Origin of the sequence: Rhizobium mesoamericanum STM3625 (assembly GCF_000312665.1) — a bacterium.
Taxonomy (GTDB): Bacteria; Pseudomonadota; Alphaproteobacteria; order Rhizobiales; family Rhizobiaceae; genus Rhizobium; species Rhizobium mesoamericanum.
In genome coordinates this window covers 639,228-655,138 of the sequence record NZ_HF536773.1, presented here as the reverse complement: position 1 = coordinate 655,138, position 15,911 = coordinate 639,228, and the positions used below count along the sequence as shown (strand labels likewise).

16 protein-coding genes are annotated in these 15,911 nt (G+C 59.8%); 13 read left to right on the top strand and 3 right to left on the bottom strand.

What is annotated here, in order from left to right:
- Positions 1-46: 46 nt before the first annotated feature.
- From BN77_RS23325 to BN77_RS23315, 3 genes are read right to left on the bottom strand one after another with little or no spacing between them, the layout of a single operon-like run.
- Positions 47-1,198: an ABC transporter permease gene (locus tag BN77_RS23325; protein ID WP_007536672.1), complete on the bottom strand. Its 1,152-nt coding sequence runs from the start codon at positions 1,196-1,198 to the stop codon at positions 47-49.
- The gene (locus BN77_RS23320; protein WP_007536670.1) at positions 1,195-2,412 is read right to left on the bottom strand and encodes an ABC transporter permease; all 1,218 of its coding nucleotides are present in this window, start codon (positions 2,410-2,412) and stop codon (positions 1,195-1,197) included. Before BN77_RS23320 ends, BN77_RS23325 begins: the two co-directional genes overlap by 4 nt.
- Position 2,413: 1 nt before the next feature.
- Entirely contained in the window at positions 2,414-3,394 is a 981-nt protein-coding gene (locus tag BN77_RS23315) for an HlyD family secretion protein (RefSeq protein ID WP_007536668.1), read from the bottom strand.
- Positions 3,395-3,902: 508 nt separating this feature from the next.
- Between BN77_RS23315 and BN77_RS23310 the strand changes: the two genes are divergently transcribed.
- The 13 genes from BN77_RS23310 (at position 3,903) to BN77_RS23250 (ending at position 15,641) form a co-directional block, all read left to right on the top strand.
- Entirely contained in the window at positions 3,903-5,228 is a 1,326-nt protein-coding gene (locus tag BN77_RS23310; protein ID WP_007536666.1) for an ABC transporter substrate-binding protein, read from the top strand.
- 101 nt (positions 5,229-5,329) lie between these two features.
- On the top strand, positions 5,330-6,298 hold the full coding sequence (locus BN77_RS23305; RefSeq protein WP_208856473.1) for a carbohydrate ABC transporter permease: 969 nt from the start codon (positions 5,330-5,332) through the stop codon (positions 6,296-6,298).
- The gene (locus BN77_RS23300) at positions 6,295-7,248 is read left to right on the top strand and encodes a carbohydrate ABC transporter permease (protein ID WP_007536661.1); all 954 of its coding nucleotides are present in this window, start codon (positions 6,295-6,297) and stop codon (positions 7,246-7,248) included. The genes BN77_RS23305 and BN77_RS23300 overlap by 4 nt, the downstream gene beginning before the upstream one ends.
- Entirely contained in the window at positions 7,245-7,457 is a 213-nt protein-coding gene (locus BN77_RS23295; protein WP_007536658.1) for a hypothetical protein, read from the top strand. Before BN77_RS23300 ends, BN77_RS23295 begins: the two co-directional genes overlap by 4 nt.
- A gap of 3 nt (positions 7,458-7,460) precedes the next feature.
- On the top strand, positions 7,461-8,558 hold the full coding sequence (locus BN77_RS23290) for an ABC transporter ATP-binding protein (RefSeq protein WP_007536657.1): 1,098 nt from the start codon (positions 7,461-7,463) through the stop codon (positions 8,556-8,558).
- A complete protein-coding gene (locus BN77_RS23285; RefSeq protein WP_007536654.1) occupies positions 8,551-9,558 on the top strand; it encodes an ABC transporter ATP-binding protein in 1,008 nt (335 codons plus the stop codon). Before BN77_RS23290 ends, BN77_RS23285 begins: the two co-directional genes overlap by 8 nt.
- A 47-nt stretch (positions 9,559-9,605) precedes the next feature.
- The gene (locus tag BN77_RS23280; RefSeq protein WP_007536652.1) at positions 9,606-11,243 is read left to right on the top strand and encodes a dihydroxyacetone kinase subunit DhaK; all 1,638 of its coding nucleotides are present in this window, start codon (positions 9,606-9,608) and stop codon (positions 11,241-11,243) included.
- Positions 11,244-11,270: 27 nt separating this feature from the next.
- Positions 11,271-11,885, top strand: coding sequence for a dihydroxyacetone kinase subunit DhaL (dhaL, locus tag BN77_RS23275; RefSeq protein ID WP_007536650.1), 615 nt, complete (start codon positions 11,271-11,273; stop codon positions 11,883-11,885).
- Complete coding sequence (gene dhaM / locus BN77_RS23270) at positions 11,882-12,277, top strand: dihydroxyacetone kinase phosphoryl donor subunit DhaM (protein WP_007536648.1); 396 nt, start codon at positions 11,882-11,884, stop codon at positions 12,275-12,277. The genes dhaL and dhaM overlap by 4 nt, the downstream gene beginning before the upstream one ends.
- Positions 12,277-12,621 carry an HPr family phosphocarrier protein gene (locus tag BN77_RS23265; RefSeq protein WP_007536645.1) on the top strand — a complete coding sequence of 115 codons (345 nt, stop codon included), beginning with the start codon at positions 12,277-12,279 and terminating at the stop codon, positions 12,619-12,621. The genes dhaM and BN77_RS23265 overlap by 1 nt, the downstream gene beginning before the upstream one ends.
- A complete protein-coding gene (locus BN77_RS23260; RefSeq protein ID WP_040678349.1) occupies positions 12,605-14,182 on the top strand; it encodes a putative PEP-binding protein in 1,578 nt (525 codons plus the stop codon). The genes BN77_RS23265 and BN77_RS23260 overlap by 17 nt, the downstream gene beginning before the upstream one ends.
- Before the next feature lies 1 nt (position 14,183).
- Positions 14,184-14,594 (top strand): hypothetical protein, encoded by a 411-nt coding sequence (locus tag BN77_RS23255; RefSeq protein WP_007536641.1) that lies wholly within the window; start codon positions 14,184-14,186, stop codon positions 14,592-14,594.
- Between the two features lie 54 nt (positions 14,595-14,648).
- Complete coding sequence (locus BN77_RS23250; protein ID WP_007536639.1) at positions 14,649-15,641, top strand: dihydroxyacetone kinase subunit DhaK; 993 nt, start codon at positions 14,649-14,651, stop codon at positions 15,639-15,641.
- Positions 15,642-15,911: the final 270 nt, after the last annotated feature.

Sequence of the window (15,911 nt, the reverse complement as noted above, 5' to 3'; positions counted from 1 at the left end):
ACCAGCCGGGGGCATCGCACACCACAATGTCGCGGCTTTAGCGCTGTCATAACGCGACCATGGTCCGCCGGCTTCTGCTTTCGAGCAAAATGGCGATTACGGTGTAAATCGCAGCCAATATCCACAGTGTCAGAAAAGGTTGGCGCACATCCGGGATGGACGCGCCCAACTGTGAAATGGCGACCATGCCGTTTATCGCGGAGGTGCTTGGCAACAGCGTTGCCACTGCATGCAGAAAAGGAGGTATTGCTTCCGTCGGCCATGAAAAGCCGGCCAGAAACAGGAACGGTATTCCCAAGGCGGCCGACACAAGCTGCACCGTCAGGGGATCGCGAAACAGGCCAGCCAGAACCAATCCCAAAGAACTGACCGCAAGCACGAAGGGCAGCGCGAAGGCGAAGATCGAGAGCGGTGTTCCCAGGCGCGGAATACTGTAGAGATAGGGAAGCGCAATCAAGTAGAACGACATAATGACGGTTTCGAGGATGAGGTAAGCCAGCAGCTTTCCGGCAACGACGCCGGCGGGGCTGGCCGCTGCGGTCAGCTCGCTACTGAGTTGATTGTTTTTATAAGTGCCGAGAAGACCGACCCCAATTAACAGCGTCTGCTGCAGGATCAGCACAAAGGCGGCAGGCAGGATGTATGTTGCATAGCCCCCCTGGGGGTTGAACAGGGGGACTGCTGTCAACGGCATCGGGTCGGCGGCGGCTGCGGCAAGCACGGGGTCCACTTTGGCGGCAATCAGTCTGGCAGTTTCCACTTCTGCGCCCATCGTGCGCGCCACTGCCACGACGCCACCGGACAAGCGCTGATAGATCAGGAAGTAGCTGGCATCTGCATAGAGCGCGATTGGCGATTGGCGATGGTGCAGCAAATCCCGTTCGAAATACTGAGGGATGACAAGCACGCCATAGAGGTTGCGTGTATAGACCTCCCGCCTTGCACCGGCCTGATCGGGAAAGACCGCGCTGACAGCGACATCTGCGGAGGCATCCACGCGTCGGGCAAGTTCGCGGCTGCTGGCTGTCCCGTCGAGGTCGACGACAGCGATCGGCACGTCCCGCAAGGCTTCTGTCCGATAGGGCTGCGGGTAAAACGCGGCATAGATGACGGATGCAACCACCAGAACTGCGAAGGCGGGTTTTAGATGGAAAATACGCGCCAACTCGATGCGGCAGACTGTCAGGATGGCCTTCATTCCGGGGCTCCTTCGACTGTCGCTTGCTGGGACCGTCGGGGCCGGTTCGGCGCGCGAATGATTTCCAGCCGCAGCGCAGTCAGGCCTGCAAAGAGCAGCACCATGAAAAGCAGGACGGCAATCGGCTTCCAGGAGAGGTCGAGCGGAGTTCCTCTTATCGTTTGATCGATGCGTGCCATCAGATACCAGGTGCCAGGGATCATCTGTCCCCAGTTATAGGCAAACGCATTCATGCCGATTCTTGGGAAGCCGATGCCCATGAAACCGAAGGCCGGCGCCATCAGCAGGGTGCCGATGCTGATGGCACTCGCCATCGGCCGCAGCAGCAATGCAAGCAGAACGCCGATGAACTGGTCGGCAAGGATAAACAGGATTCCGGCAAGGATCAGCAGATAGCGATTGCCGCGCAACGGCATCTCGAGGACGCCGAAAAGAACCCAATCCGCAATTCCGAGAACCACCAGAAAAAGCAGGGTGTAGGGCAAAATCTTGCCGGCCATTGCCGGCCACAAACCGCCGCCCAAGCGTCTGAGGACACGAAGACGATGGGGAGTTTCGACGTCGAGCCCAACGGCATAGGCCATGGTCGTGACGACGATGACTTGTAGGACGCTCGGCAGCAACGCTGCGAGGAGAAAATGCGCATAGTTGAGTGTCGGGTTAAACAGCGGATTGATCTGAACGGGGATCGGGGCGAGCGAAGCTTGCGCGGCCTCGAGAGGTTGCCCTTCCGCTGTTCGCAAGGACAGGCGAATGCCGGCAGCAACAGCCGGCACGGCAGCATTGACGCCACGCAGCACGAGGTTGCCTGACGTCATTGTCTGCGTGTTGTAGAAAAAGACGACCTCCGGCCGGCGTCCGCCATAAACGTCGCGCTCCAGATTTAGTGGCAACATCAGGAGACCCCGAACCTGACCCGACAGGATCAACTGCCTGCCTTCCGCAAGATCGCTGACACGCCGCGCGACGGCTGTATCCGGTGTTGCATCGACCGTGCGGATGATCGTCCTTGACAGGTCCGTGCCGTCGAGATCGAGCACTGCGATCGGGAGGCGCGTCGCAAGGCCGGCGCTGAAGACACTTGCCAGAATCCCCATCAGCAGCAGCGGCAGGACGGTTGTTAGAAACAAAAGGAGGCGTCGACGGGAGAAGCGGTCGAATTCCCTTCTGAAGACAACCTGGAAGCTGGGGCGCAGCCGCCCCTTCGCCGTCATGTCAATGCTCCGCGGGCGGCCACGATGCGATGGCGCTCATGCCGGGGCGCAGTCCTGGCATTGGGTTGACCGGATTTGCCCGCACCTCGAAGGTCCGGAGATCGAAATCGCCGGTCGCGCGGGTGGCGCGCCAGGTCGCATACTGCCCCTGCGCGTTGATCGTCGTGACCTTGACCGGAATTCTGGCGTTGTTCATTGCCGGCACCATGACGTCGAAGCTGTCTCCGATCTTCAGGCCCTTCAGCAGATCTTCGCGCAAGTTGAACGTAAACCACGGATTTTGCAGGTCGATCAGCGAAAACAACGGGGCGCCGGCCGAAAAATTCTCACCAAGTTCAGCCACACGAGTCGTCACTTGGCCGGAGATCGGTGCACGAATGGTCAGTTCCGCAATGTCGACCTGTTGCTGGTTGAGCGACGACCTTGTTCGCTCGACCTGGGTAGCCGCGAGGGCCTTCTCCTCCTTGCTCGCTCCTGCGACCGCGAGTGCGAGGTTGGCTTCGGCTGACTCGCGTTTGCGGATGGCCGCCTCGAGGTTGCGCGTCGTCTCGTCAACGCGCGATTGCGAGGAGGCTCCGGTCGCGACCAGTTTTGCCTGGCGGTCGAAATCCTCCTGATACAAGGTGACATCGGCGGTGGCCGCAGCCAGTTCCGCCTTCCGCGCGGCGATCGTTTCTGGTCGGGTGCTATTGACCCGAACAAGATCCGCTTCGGCAACTGCAAGAGCAGCCTTGGCCATCTGCAGCCCTGCAACAAGCTGCGGGCTTTCCAACTCCGCGATAATCGCGCCACTCTCGACATTGTCGCCGACGTCAGCGTTGAGCTTGGCGATCCTGCCGGAGACGCGTGGGCTGATATCGACCCTATTGGCCGAAACTTCGCCCTGAACGATGAGCGGCGGCGGTCTGGTTGCAAACCAGAGAAGCACACCTAGACCAACGAGAACGGCAAGACCAAACAGCGCACGAACCAATCGCAACATTCAAGCCCGTCTCCCCAAAAACAGGGTCAGCTTATGCGCAATTGAATTGTTTTAACAGCCAAATTCCCGCGCAGCGAATCCCAACCAGGTACGGCCTAGCTTGAGGTCGCACAGCCAGAATCGTTGCCGTCGTCACAGGAATTGGCAATGCGCCGATTACCTGGCGCGATCGCGACGCCTTCGGTCAGGATCGTCTCGGGCCTGAATTCGTAGCCAGATCACCGCTGCCTTGGCCGGATCATCCCGGGACGCGCCAGGTTCAGCTCTCGCATCGCGGCACTTGCTTGTGGTTCCGGGCGCGGTAACTCGGATTCAGCCGAAGAAAGGTACTGGCGGGTCCCGCACGCGTGTGCAGCGCAACAACGATTGTCACTTGCAATGTTTAGAAAACCGTCTATCACTAAACACAGTGCTAAACATGAGAGTTGAGGAGTTCATGTAGGCATTCTCTGAAATTGGTGGATTTGCGCGGCCAGCGGGGAGCTGGCCTTGGTTCTGGGAGGAACGTATGCAAACGAAATCGAAAGCCCTTCTCGGGCTAGCCTCAGCATTCATCATGTCGTCGGCGCTGCCCAACCTTGCGAAAGCCGACCAACTGACACTCTGCTGGGCCTCCTGGGACCCGGCGAACGCGCTTGTCGAGTTGTCGAAGGATTTCACGGCCAAGACCGGCACCGAAATGAAATTCGAGTTCGTCCCGTGGACGAGCTATGCAGATCGCTTCCTCAACGAACTGAACTCTCACGGAAAACTCTGCGACCTGATCATCGGCGACAGCCAATGGATTGGAGGATCGGCGGAAAACGGTCACTACGTCAAGCTCAACGACTTCTTCGACAAGGAAGGCATCAAGATGGATGACTTCGTGCCGGCGACGGTGGTTGGCTACTCGGAGTGGCCGAAGAATACGCCGAACTACTGGGCTCTGCCTGCAATGGGTGACGTGGTCGGCTGGACCTATCGGAAGGACTGGTTCGAAAGGCCGGAGCTGAAGAAGGAATTCAAGAAAAAGTATGGCCGGGACCTCGCGGCGCCTAAGACCTACGACGAACTGAAAGACATCGCCGAGTTCTTCCAGAAGCGTCAAATCGACGGCAAGACCGTCTACGGCGCTTCGATCTACACCGAGCGTGGTTCTGAAGGCATCACCATGGGCGTGACGAACGTGCTCTATGACTGGGGCTTCCAGTACGACAACCCGGACAAGCCCTATGAGATGGAAGGCTTCGTCAATTCGCCAGACGCAGTCAAGGGTCTGGAATTCTATAAGGCGCTCTATGATTGCTGCACCCCGCCCGGCAGCTCCAACGTCTACATGGTCGAGTCCGCCGATGCCTTCAAATCCGGCCAGGTCGCGATGCAGATGAACTTCGCCTTTACCTGGCCCGGCCTCTACAAGGACGAGAAGGTGGGCGGCGACAAGATCGGCTTTTTCCCCAATCCAGCAGAAAAGAAGCATTTTGCGCAGCTTGGCGGGCAGGGCATCTCGGTGGTCTCCTATTCCGACAAGAAGGACGCCGCTCTGCAATACATCAAGTGGTTCGCCCAGCCGGACGTCCAGGCCAAATGGTGGAAGCTCGGCGGCTATTCCTGTCTGAAATCGGTGGTGAATGCGCCTGACTTTGCCTCCAGCCAGCCTTATGCCCAGGCGTTCCTGGACTCCATGGCGATCGTCAAGGATTTCTGGGCCGAGCCGAGCTACGCAACCCTCCTCCAAGATATGCAAAAGCGCGTTCACAACTATGTCGTGGCCGGCAACGGCACCGCCAAGGAAGCGCTTGACGGGCTGGTGAAGGACTGGACCGAAGTCTTCAAGGACGACGGCAAGATCTAGTGTCCACCTGGACGCAATTTATTCTTGCCAAAGTGGCGGCCCGGATTGCCAAGACTGCCGGGCCGCCGCGTCACTCACATACCACAAGACCGGGTGATACCTTGAACATTTCCTCTTCATCCATGGTCGAGAAGACAGTAGACGCAACCGCAAGGGCGACGCCGACATCAATCGCCCGCCGCGTCCGCGGATTGTCAGATCGAGCGATCGCCTGGGTGTTTATCGCCCCAACCATGATCCTGCTTCTCGCCATCAACATCTTCCCGCTGATCTGGGCGATCTATCTCTCGTTCACCAACTATCGCGCCAACCGTCCAAATGCGCCGGTCCTGAACGTCGGATTGAGCAACTACGAGCGGGTGCTCACCGACCCTGATATCTGGCAGGCAATGCAGACGACGGCGCACTTTGTCTTCTGGACGATCCTTTTTCAGACGGTTATCGGCTTTGCGCTTGCCTATCTGATCGACCGCAAGTTTCGCGGCCACGCGTTCTGGACGACGCTGATCCTGATACCGATGATGCTGTCTCCAGCCGTCGTCGGGAATTTCTGGCGCTTCCTCTACGAGCCGCAGATCGGTCTTTTCGCCTACGCCGTTTCTCTCCTCACCGGCATCCCGACAGGCGATATCCAAATGCTCGGCAGTGTCACTTTGGCGCCCTGGGCGATCATCATCGTCGACACCTGGATGTGGACGCCCTACGTCATGCTGATCTGCCTGGCGGGCCTTCGTTCCATCCCCGACTATATCTATGAGGCGGCCGAGGTCGACCGCGCCTCCGCATGGCGGCAATTCTGGTCGATCACGGTGCCAATGGCCTTGCCTTTCATCATGCTTGCCGTGCTGTTTCGCGGCATCGAGAATTTCAAGATGTTCGACATGGTCACGCTGTTGACGGGTGGCGGTCCGGGCTCGACCACCGAGGTCGCCTCCATCACCTTGAAGCGGGCCGCTTTCGAGAGCTGGGCGACCGGACGCGCATCGGCCTTCGCCATCGTCCTCTTCGTTGCCGTTTTCGGTCTTGCCAACATCTACGTCAAAGCGCTCAACAAGGTGAAGCAGCGATGAACTCGGTTACCTCAGCCCATTCGGTCGTCGAGCCGAGCCCGACCAGCAAGCGCATCGCCGGCGCCATCGTGATCCTCTACGCTCTGATCACGATGATCCCTCTCGTCTGGATTTTCCTGACCAGCATCAAGTCGCCGCCGGATTCCATCAGCTATCCTCCGAAGATCTTCTTCACGCCGACGCTTGAAGGCTATTGCAACCTTCTGACGACGAGAACGAGGCAAACGCCGGAATATATCGCTGCCCTGCCGGCGCCAAGCGGTACCTGCGATGAGGTTACGCGCAAACGCAACATGGTGATTGCTGGCCCCTCGAATTTTCTGCCGCGCTTTGCCAACTCGCTGGTGATTGCCTTCGGCTCGACGTTCCTGGCCGTATCGTTGGGAACGTTGGCAGCCTATGGTTTTTCCCGTTTCAGGGTGCCGCTTGCCGACGACTTGCTGTTCTTCATCTTGTCGACGCGCATGATGCCGCCGATTGCCGTCGCCATCCCGATTTATCTCATGTATCGGCAGCTTGGCCTTTCCGATACGGCGCTCGGCATGATCCTGCTCTACACGGCGGTCAACGTCTCACTCGCCGTCTGGCTATTAAAGGGCTTTATCGACGAGATCCCGCGCGAATACGAAGAAGCTGCGATGATCGATGGTTACACCCGGCTGCAGGCATTCTGGAAGGTTGTCCTGCCGCAGGCAACCACCGGCATCGCCGCCACCGCGATCTTCTGCCTGATCTTTGCCTGGAACGAATATGCCTTCGCGGCACTGCTGACCTCGGGTGAAGCCCAGACGGCGCCGCCGTTCATCCCGACAATCATCGGCGAAGGCGGTCAGGACTGGCCAGCAGTCGCGGCTGGAACGACGATCTTTCTCATCCCGATCCTTGTCTTTACCATTCTTCTGCGCAAGCAGCTCTTGCGTGGCATCACCTTCGGAGCGGTCCGCAAATGACCCATCTCATGGAAACACCGCGTAAATTGCGCCCCAAGCGTCCCTTCTTCCTGCGTCGGGGACCAATGGAGAACATCGCAACTACGTTGATCGCCATCGGTTTCCTTATGCTCTTCCAGCCGTTCCTTTTGGTGCTCTACACCTATTCGCTGGTGATGCTGCTTGCAGGCACCGCAATGTTCATCATTGTCTCGAAGTTTCCGGAGTGAGCGATGGCCGACATCAGGATCGAAAATCTCCGCAAGCAGTTCGGCAACTTCGTCGCCGTCGAGGATTCGAGCTTCGTCATCCATGACGGGGAGTTCCTGGCGCTGCTTGGACCGTCGGGCTGCGGCAAGACGACGACGCTTCGCATGATTGCGGGACTTGAACTGCCGACCAGCGGCAAGATCTACCTTGATGGCGAAGACGTTACGTTTAACCGCGCCAGCGCCCGCGACATCGCCTTCGTGTTCCAGCTCTTTGCGCTCTACCCGCATATGAACGTGCGCAAGAACATCGGCTTTCCACTGCTCTCCCAGGGGATGGCGAAGGCCGAGATCCGAAAGCGCGTCGAGGAAACCGCGCGGCTTTTGCAGATCGATCATATCCTTGAACGATCCGTCTCCGGTCTTGCCGGCGGCGATCGCCAGCGCGTGGCTCTCGGTCGCGCGATCGTACGCCGTCCGAAGTGCTTTCTGATGGATGAGCCTCTTGGCACGCTCGACGCGGAATTCCGCGAGATCATGGTCCACGAGCTGCGCGAACTGCATAACCGCATTCATGCGACGACGGTCTACGTGACGCATGATCAGCACGAGGCCATGGCAATGGCCGACAAGATCGCTGTCATGAATCATGGCGTCATCGAGCAATTCGGGACACCGCAGGAGATCTACAGCAAGCCAGCCACCATGTATGTCGCCGATTTCATTGGCTCGCCGCCGATGAACTTCATGCGTTTTACCTCGGGCCTTAAGACGGGAGCACGGTCGATATCGCTTCATGGTGTTGATGTCAGCGTTCCAGAGATACATCAGGACCTGGCCGAGGCCGAACTGGCGCTTGGCGTCAGGCCGGAACACATTCGCTTCAGTGACACCTCTCCCTTGCGCGGCGCAGTCTACGGCAGCGAGTATCTCGGTACCAACCAGGTCGTGGCAATCGAGACGGCGAGCGGCGTCATCAAGGCGCGTGTCCCGGCAAACCGCAATTTCGGCATCGGCGAAACCGTTGGCCTTGAGTTCAATCCGGCCAAGCTGGCGCTGTTTAACTGCCAGTCGGGCCGTGCCATTGCCTCGGAACTCTATTCGGAGGGGCGTCATGGCTGACATTATTCTGAAGGGTCTCAACAAACGCTTTGGCGATACACAGGCACTCGCTGACTTGAACCTCTCGATCCGAGACGGTGAGTTCGTCGTTCTGCTCGGGCCAACGGGCGCGGGCAAGACGACGACGCTGCGCCTTATTGCGGGACTGGAACGCCCTGACAGCGGCCGCATTGAAATCGCCGGTCGCAACGTCGCAGGCGAAGCTCCGGCTGACAGGGATGTCGCTTTCGTCTTCCAGCAATACTCGCTCTATCCCCACATGACGGTTTACGACAACCTTGCCTTTCCGCTGCGCGCGCCGGCGCGCAAGCTCACGAGTGAAGAGATCGACCGTCGCGTGCGCGAAATTGCACGCATGGTGAGGATCGACCACAAGCTGGAGAACCGTTCGACGCGTCTGTCGGGTGGCGAAATGCAGCGCGTTGCGATTGGACGGGCGCTGGTGCGCCGCCCCGCCATCTATCTGATGGACGAGCCGCTTTCCTCGCTCGATGCGAAACTTCGTGCGGAACTTCGTCTGGAGCTGAAGCGCATCCAGAAGGAGCTCGGTTCGACCTTGCTCTATGTGACGCACGACCAGGTCGAAGCCATGACGATGGCCGACCGGATCGGCATCGTTGCGGAGGGACGGCTGTTGCAGGTCGGGACGCCCCGCGAAATCTACGGCAATCCTGCCAGTCTTCATGTGGCTGCACGGCTTGGTCAGCCGCACATAAACCTCTTGCCAACCGATCTCCTTCCGGGCGCCAATCCGCCGCGGGGAACGAAGACGATCGGGGCGCGAACCGAGCATCTCGATATCGTCATCAATCAGAACGCCAACGCCAAGATCGACTGGATCGAGCACCTGGGAGACCAGAACCACCTTCACATCAAGGTGCGCGACCACAAGCTCGTCACACTTGCCGATCCGTATCTCGCGATCCGGCCAGGTGATAGCATCAGCCTGACGCTCCGCGACCCGCTCTATTTCGACGCCAGCGGCCAGCGCCTTGGATAAGCAATGAACGAAACAAATACACTGGCATGAAAGACGGATCCCACTCCATGAAACATTTCTTCAATCGCCGGGAAACCATCGTCACCGAAGCCCTGGACGGCCTGCTCCTGACAAGCGGCGCCGGTCGGCTCGCCCGTCTGGATACCTTCCCCGAGATCAAGGTGATCCTGCGCGCGGACTGGGATAAGTCCAAGGTCGCAGTCATCTCCGGTGGCGGTGCCGGCCACGAGCCCTCGCATGCAGGCTTCGTTGGCAAGGGCATGCTGACGGCCGCAGTATCAGGGGAAATCTTCGCCTCACCCAGTGTGGACGCGGTGTTGACGGCGATCCGCGCCGTAACCGGCCCGAAGGGCGCTCTTCTGGTCGTCAAGAACTATACCGGTGATCGCCTGAACTTCGGCCTTGCCGCTGAAAAGGCGCGCGCCGAAGGCTTCGATGTCGAGATGGTAATCGTTGCAGACGACATCGCAATTCCCGGGATCAACCAGCCTCGTGGCGTTGCCGGTACGCTATTCGTACACAAGATCGCCGGCTATCACGCCGAAACCGGAGCCGATCTTAAGACGGTCGCAGCTGAGGCGAGCGCCGCAGCGCGCGACATCATTTCGCTCGGCATGTCACTCTCGACCTGCAATGTGCCTGGCCAAGCGCATGAGGACCGGCTTGGTGCCGACGAAGGGGAGCTCGGGCTTGGCATCCACGGCGAGCCAGGGGCAGAACGCATTGCGCTGCAGCCGGTTGCCGATCTGGTGGCGACCATCGCGGAGCGCTTGGCAGCCAAGATTGAGGAAACAGAGGATTATTGCCTGCTGATCAACAACCTTGGCGCTGTGCCCCCACTCGAGATGGGCGTGATCGCCAATGCGGTGCTGTCCTCACCGCTTTCCGGCCGTGTTCGGTTGGTCATCGGGCCGGCAGCTATGATGACCGCACTCAACATGAACGGCTTCTCGCTATCGCTAATCCGGCTGGATGCTGGTCGCCAAGCCGCGCTGAAGGCCGCCGTGGACCCGCATGCCTGGCCGCCTGTGAGCGAACGACATGAGATCGCTATCGTTCCTGTTCCCAAAGTGGCGGCGCGGGATGCAGCGACGTCGGCCAGCGACGACAGTCGCAATCGTCTTTTGTTGACGACGCTTTGCGAGCATCTGATTTCGCTCGAAGCGGAGTTGAATCGCCTGGATGGCCGCGTTGGTGATGGCGATACCGGTTCCACCGTTGCTGCCGGCGCACGCAGCATCCTTTCGCGCATCGATACGCTGCCACTCAAGGATCCAGCCGCCTTGATGGCCTCGCTCGGCGAGATCCTGAGCACGAGCATGGGTGGTTCCAGTGGCGTCCTGCTTTCAATCTTCTTTACGGCGGCCTCTAAAGCCATGGCGGAAAAGACGGATATCGCTACTGCCCTGCTTGCCGGGCTCGATCGGATGACGTTCTATGGCGGGGCCGGCGTCGGTGACCGCACGATGGTTGATGCACTGGCTCCGGCGCTCGCCGCCCTCACAGCAGGCGATGTCGCGGCTGCGGCAAGAGCTGCAGCAGCTGGCGCCGAGTCGACCAAGGTCATGCGCAAGGCAAGGGCAGGACGGGCCTCCTACGTTGGCGAGAAGGATCTTGAGGGAGTGCCGGATCCTGGAGCCGTCGCTGTGGCAGGCGCATTCGAAATGATGGCAACGCTCGGATGAATTGGCGGGCGCTCGGGAGGGCATCAGATGCAGGCAGAACCGGTTCTTCTTGCTGGATTGATTGAAGCCTGCCGTGCGACGATTGCGGCAAACAGCGATCATCTGTGCGCTCTCGATCGCGCAATCGGTGATGGTGACCACGGAACCAACATGCGGCGCGGCTGCGAAGCGGTGAGCGCCGAAGAGGCCGCGCTCGCAGGTCTCCCCTTGCCGGACGCGCTGGAGAAGATCGGTTTGACACTGGTGATGAGTATCGGCGGCGCGGCCGGCCCGCTTTATGGAACGCTGCTTATGGCGATGGGGCGTGAGCTTCGCACACTGGACGAGGAGCGGGATTTCCCTTCGGTTCTGAAGCAGGCAATCGACGCGGTCGCCTGTCGCGGTCGCTCGCATGCCGGCGACAAGACCCTTCTTGATGTTCTCTATCCTGTTCAGGATGCACTCGCGCATTGTTCGCCTTTGACGGACATCGCGCGTCGGGCTGAACTTTCCGCCGAGCTGACTGCGGCCATGAAGGCCATGCGAGGGCGCGCCTCCTATCTCGGGGATCGGTCGATCGGCCATGTCGATCCTGGCGCCTCGAGCTGTGCTCTCCTGACAACCGCGATCTGCCGCTATCTCATGGAGTATCACCAGGCATGAACTTGAAGCCAAACGTTGGGATCGTGATCGTCTCCCACTCGCCGCTCGTTGCGCGGGGCACGGCCGACATGGTCCGGCAGATGGTCGGCGACAGTGTTCCGCTCGCCTGGTCGGGTGGCAACAGTCACGGCGAACTCGGCACCGATGCCCGCGGCATCCTGAAGGCCATCGAGGAGGCGTGGTCGGAGGCAGGCGTCGCTGTCTTCGTCGATCTTGGTGGCGCCGAAACCAACAGCGAGATGGCCATTGAGATGCTCGGTTTGCCGCGCGCGAAGCTCGTCTCGATTTGCAATGCTCCCGTGGTGGAGGGCGCGGTCATCGCCGCTGCGGAGGCCTCCGGCGGAGCATCGCTGGCCAAGGTCGTAGCAACGGCGGAGGAACTGTCACCCTGATGAGCGGCGGATTGCGCATAGGAAACCGGGAGGCCGAACACGTGCACGCCAGGTGCCAGACGGAAGTCGAGGTGAAGCACGGCGTGGGATTGCACGCTCGCCCCTCCGTGACGTTCACGCGGCTGGCAAAGTCGTTCCCCTGCTTGATCGAAGTCGCGGTCAACGGCAGTGACGTCTGGCTGAACGGCAAGAGCATCATTAAGATCATGGGTGCCAGGATCCGCAAGGGTTCGATATTGAAAATCCGCGCCGACGGAATCCTCGCAGAAGAGGCAGTCCGGGCGTTGAAGGATCTCATCGAGCGAAACTTCGATGAAGAGAAGAAGCATGGCCGCACCGCATAGATTGAAAGCCACCAGCGCGTCGCCGGGTGTTGCGACCGGGCCGGCTTACATCGCGGAACCGCCGGCCACAGTTTTCATGTCACCGCCTGCCGTTTCGGAGCGCGCGGAGCTTGCGGGCGCCATCGAGACCGCCATCGGCGAGCTCCAGCACCTGGCTGCTGGCGCTGACGCAGAAGGTGGCGACATCATCGATTTCCAGATCGAGGTGCTTCGCGATCCGACGATCACCGAGATGGCGAGCGCGCGGATCGATGCAGGCGAGAACGCAGTTTTTGCATGGGTGGCGACACTCGATGGATATGTCCGCGAATTGGAAAGCGCTGACGAAGAGCAGCTCAGGGCACGTGCCGTCGATATTCTCGATATCAAGAATCGTGTCCTCGCCGCGCTCACCGGAACGCCGGTAGGAGACTTTCCACCTGGGTCCATCTATGTCGGCAAGGACATGGAGCCCAGCCGCTTTCTTGCACATGACTGGTCCGCTGGTGGCGGCATTGCGCTCTATGGCGGAAGCGCTGCAGGCCATGTTGCGCTGCTTGCAAGATCCCGGTCAGTCCCGATGGTTATAGGGGCCGGTCGCTTCGCGATCGAAGAAGGGCAACTTATCGGCGTTGATGGCGATAGCGGAGCCGTTATTCTTCAAGCAGGCAAGGAGAACGCCCGCCCGCTGCAAGCCGAGCATCCGACGACGAGTGCGGCGGCGATAACCGACAATGGCAGCGCGCGCACGGCCGACGGTTTAGAGGTGCTGTTGTCCATCAACGTCAATGCCCCCGATGAAATCGAAAGGATCAGCGCAGCGTCGACCGCCGGCATCGGACTGATGCGCTCCGAATTTGCGGTAACGTCACTTGCCGATGCTGCAAACGAGGATAAGCAGTTGGCCATTTACCGGCGCCTGCTTGACTGGGCTGGCACCAGACCAGTGACGATCCGCATGCTGGATGTGGGTGGCGACAAGCCGCTCTCTGGCCTTGAAACATCGCCTGACCTTCGCGGCATACGCCTTCTCCTTGCCAGGCCTGAGATTGCGCGTGTTCAGGCGCGCGCCCTGTTGCGTGCAGCAATCTTCGGCAATCTGCGCGTCATGCTGCCGATGGTGACTTTTCCCTCCGATGTCGATGAGATCAGGCAGATCTTTCGGGAGGAGGCCGCCGCCTTTGCGCGCCGCGCCATACCGCATCGAGACCCTCCGATCGGCATGATGGTGGAAGTGCCGGCGGCTGCGCTGATGCTCGACCAGTTCGACGCTGATTTCTTTTCGTTCGGCACCAACGACCTCTTGCAATATGTTGCCGCTTCGGCTCGTGACGATACCGATTTTGCCGCTTACAGCGAGAAAGCTGTGCCGGCCGTACTGCGCCTGATCGCCTATGCCGTGAACCTTGGCGGGAGCAAACCGTTCAGCATCTGCGGCGACATGGCCGGCGATCAGCGCAGAACAGGCGCATTGCTGGCCGTTGGCATCCGGCATTTTTCCGTGGCGCCTGCCCAACTTCCCGCGATAAGGTCGGCAATCGGCGGCTTGCACGCCGATGGAACAAGGGCAGCCGGAGAGTAAGATGGCGCGCGAAGACACCGAAGACGCCATTATCGCCTATAAGTCCATTTTGGCGCAGATCATCGACAACAGACCTTCCGGAACGCGTCAGCGGCTGGCCACCGAACTTGGCAAGCATCGAAGCTTCGTCACCCAGATAACAAGCCCGACCTATGCGACGCCTCTTCCTGCCCGACATCTCGCGACGATCTTCCGGGTGTGCCATTTCAGCGCCGCCGAGCAGGAGCGCTTTGTGGATGCCTACCAGGCCGCACATCCGGGCAAACTGCCGGAGCTTGGCGCCACGGAAAAGCTGCGGCATCTTTCGCTGATGGTGCCCGATTTCGGCGACGAGCGGCGCAACCGGCTGCTGGAGGAGGCGATCGCCGATCTGGTGCAGAAGATTGCCGCAATTTCCGGACCGCCGGAGTGACGCTGCGCGAAAGCGCGACCAGACTGAAACGATCATCGCCTTGGGAGGGGCTTGATGAAGAAGTTCATGAACACAGCGCAGACCATGGTCGCCGAAAGCGTCGAAGGCTTCGTGCGCGCCCATGAGGAATTCGTTGTGTTCGGCGCGGAGCGCAAGTTCATTCGCCGCCACCACCTGGTTCCTGGCAAGGTCGCGATCATCTCCGGCGGTGGCGCGGGTCATGAACCCATGCACATCGGCTTCGTCGGTCACGGCATGCTCGATGCCGCTTGCGTTGGACATATCTTCACGTCTCCGACGCCGGACCAGATCGTGAGCGCGATAGAGGAGACAGATACCGGCGCTGGATGTCTGCTGGTCGTCAAGAACTATGACGGCGACGTCATGAACTTCGAGATGGCGGCAGAGATGGCGTCAGGCCGACATAGAATTGAAATGGTACTTGCCTGCGATGATATCGAAACGGCAAGGGCCGGCGATGGTCGTGGTCGGCGTGGTGTAGCCGGCACGCTGATCACAGAAAGGCTTCTTGGAGCAGCTGCCGAGCGATGCGTACCCATTGCCGAGCTGAAGGCCATTGGCGACAGCCTCTCCTCACGCATTCGATCGATGGGTGTCGCCCTGACGGGTGTCGCAGTGCCACATACGCAGCGAACAACGTTCACGCTTGGACCGGACGAGATAGAAATGGGGGTGGGCATTCACGGGGAACCGGGCCATTCAAGAGAGCCCTTCAGCAACGTTGATACCATCGTGAGACGTCTTAGCGAGACGATCCTCAGCGACATCAGTCGAAGCGCAGACAAAGGACTGCTTCTCGTAAACGGGCTTGGCGGCACACCGCCGGCCGAACTCTATCTTGCCTACAACTCCGCCCTTGGCATCCTTTCGGAGCACGGCGTGCGGATTGAGCGCTCGCTTGTTGGCACCTATGCCACCTCGCTCGACATGCAGGGCCTTTCGATCACGCTTGCTTTCCTAACAGACGAGGAGCTTTCTCTGTGGGATTCGCCCGTTGCAACCGCTGCGTTGCGCTGGGGTTGCTAGGCGCTGGCGCGGTTGCCAAGCGTTTCCGCAGCGCCATCAGCCGCTGATTTCACCCGTTCTCGCGCAATTGCTGGGGGAAGGGACGACGCCGTTGGCTGCCGTCGTCCCGCGATGCTCGTCGGTTGAGTGGCAGCCAGAGAAATTCCGTTGAATATTTTCATGCCGCAGTGCGAAATATATGGGCCTAAGCCACTACGTTTTCACGTGTTTTCCGCAGCATTTTTGCAAAAAACACACAGCATTGACAGCAGGAAACGTTTCCGCTTAGTA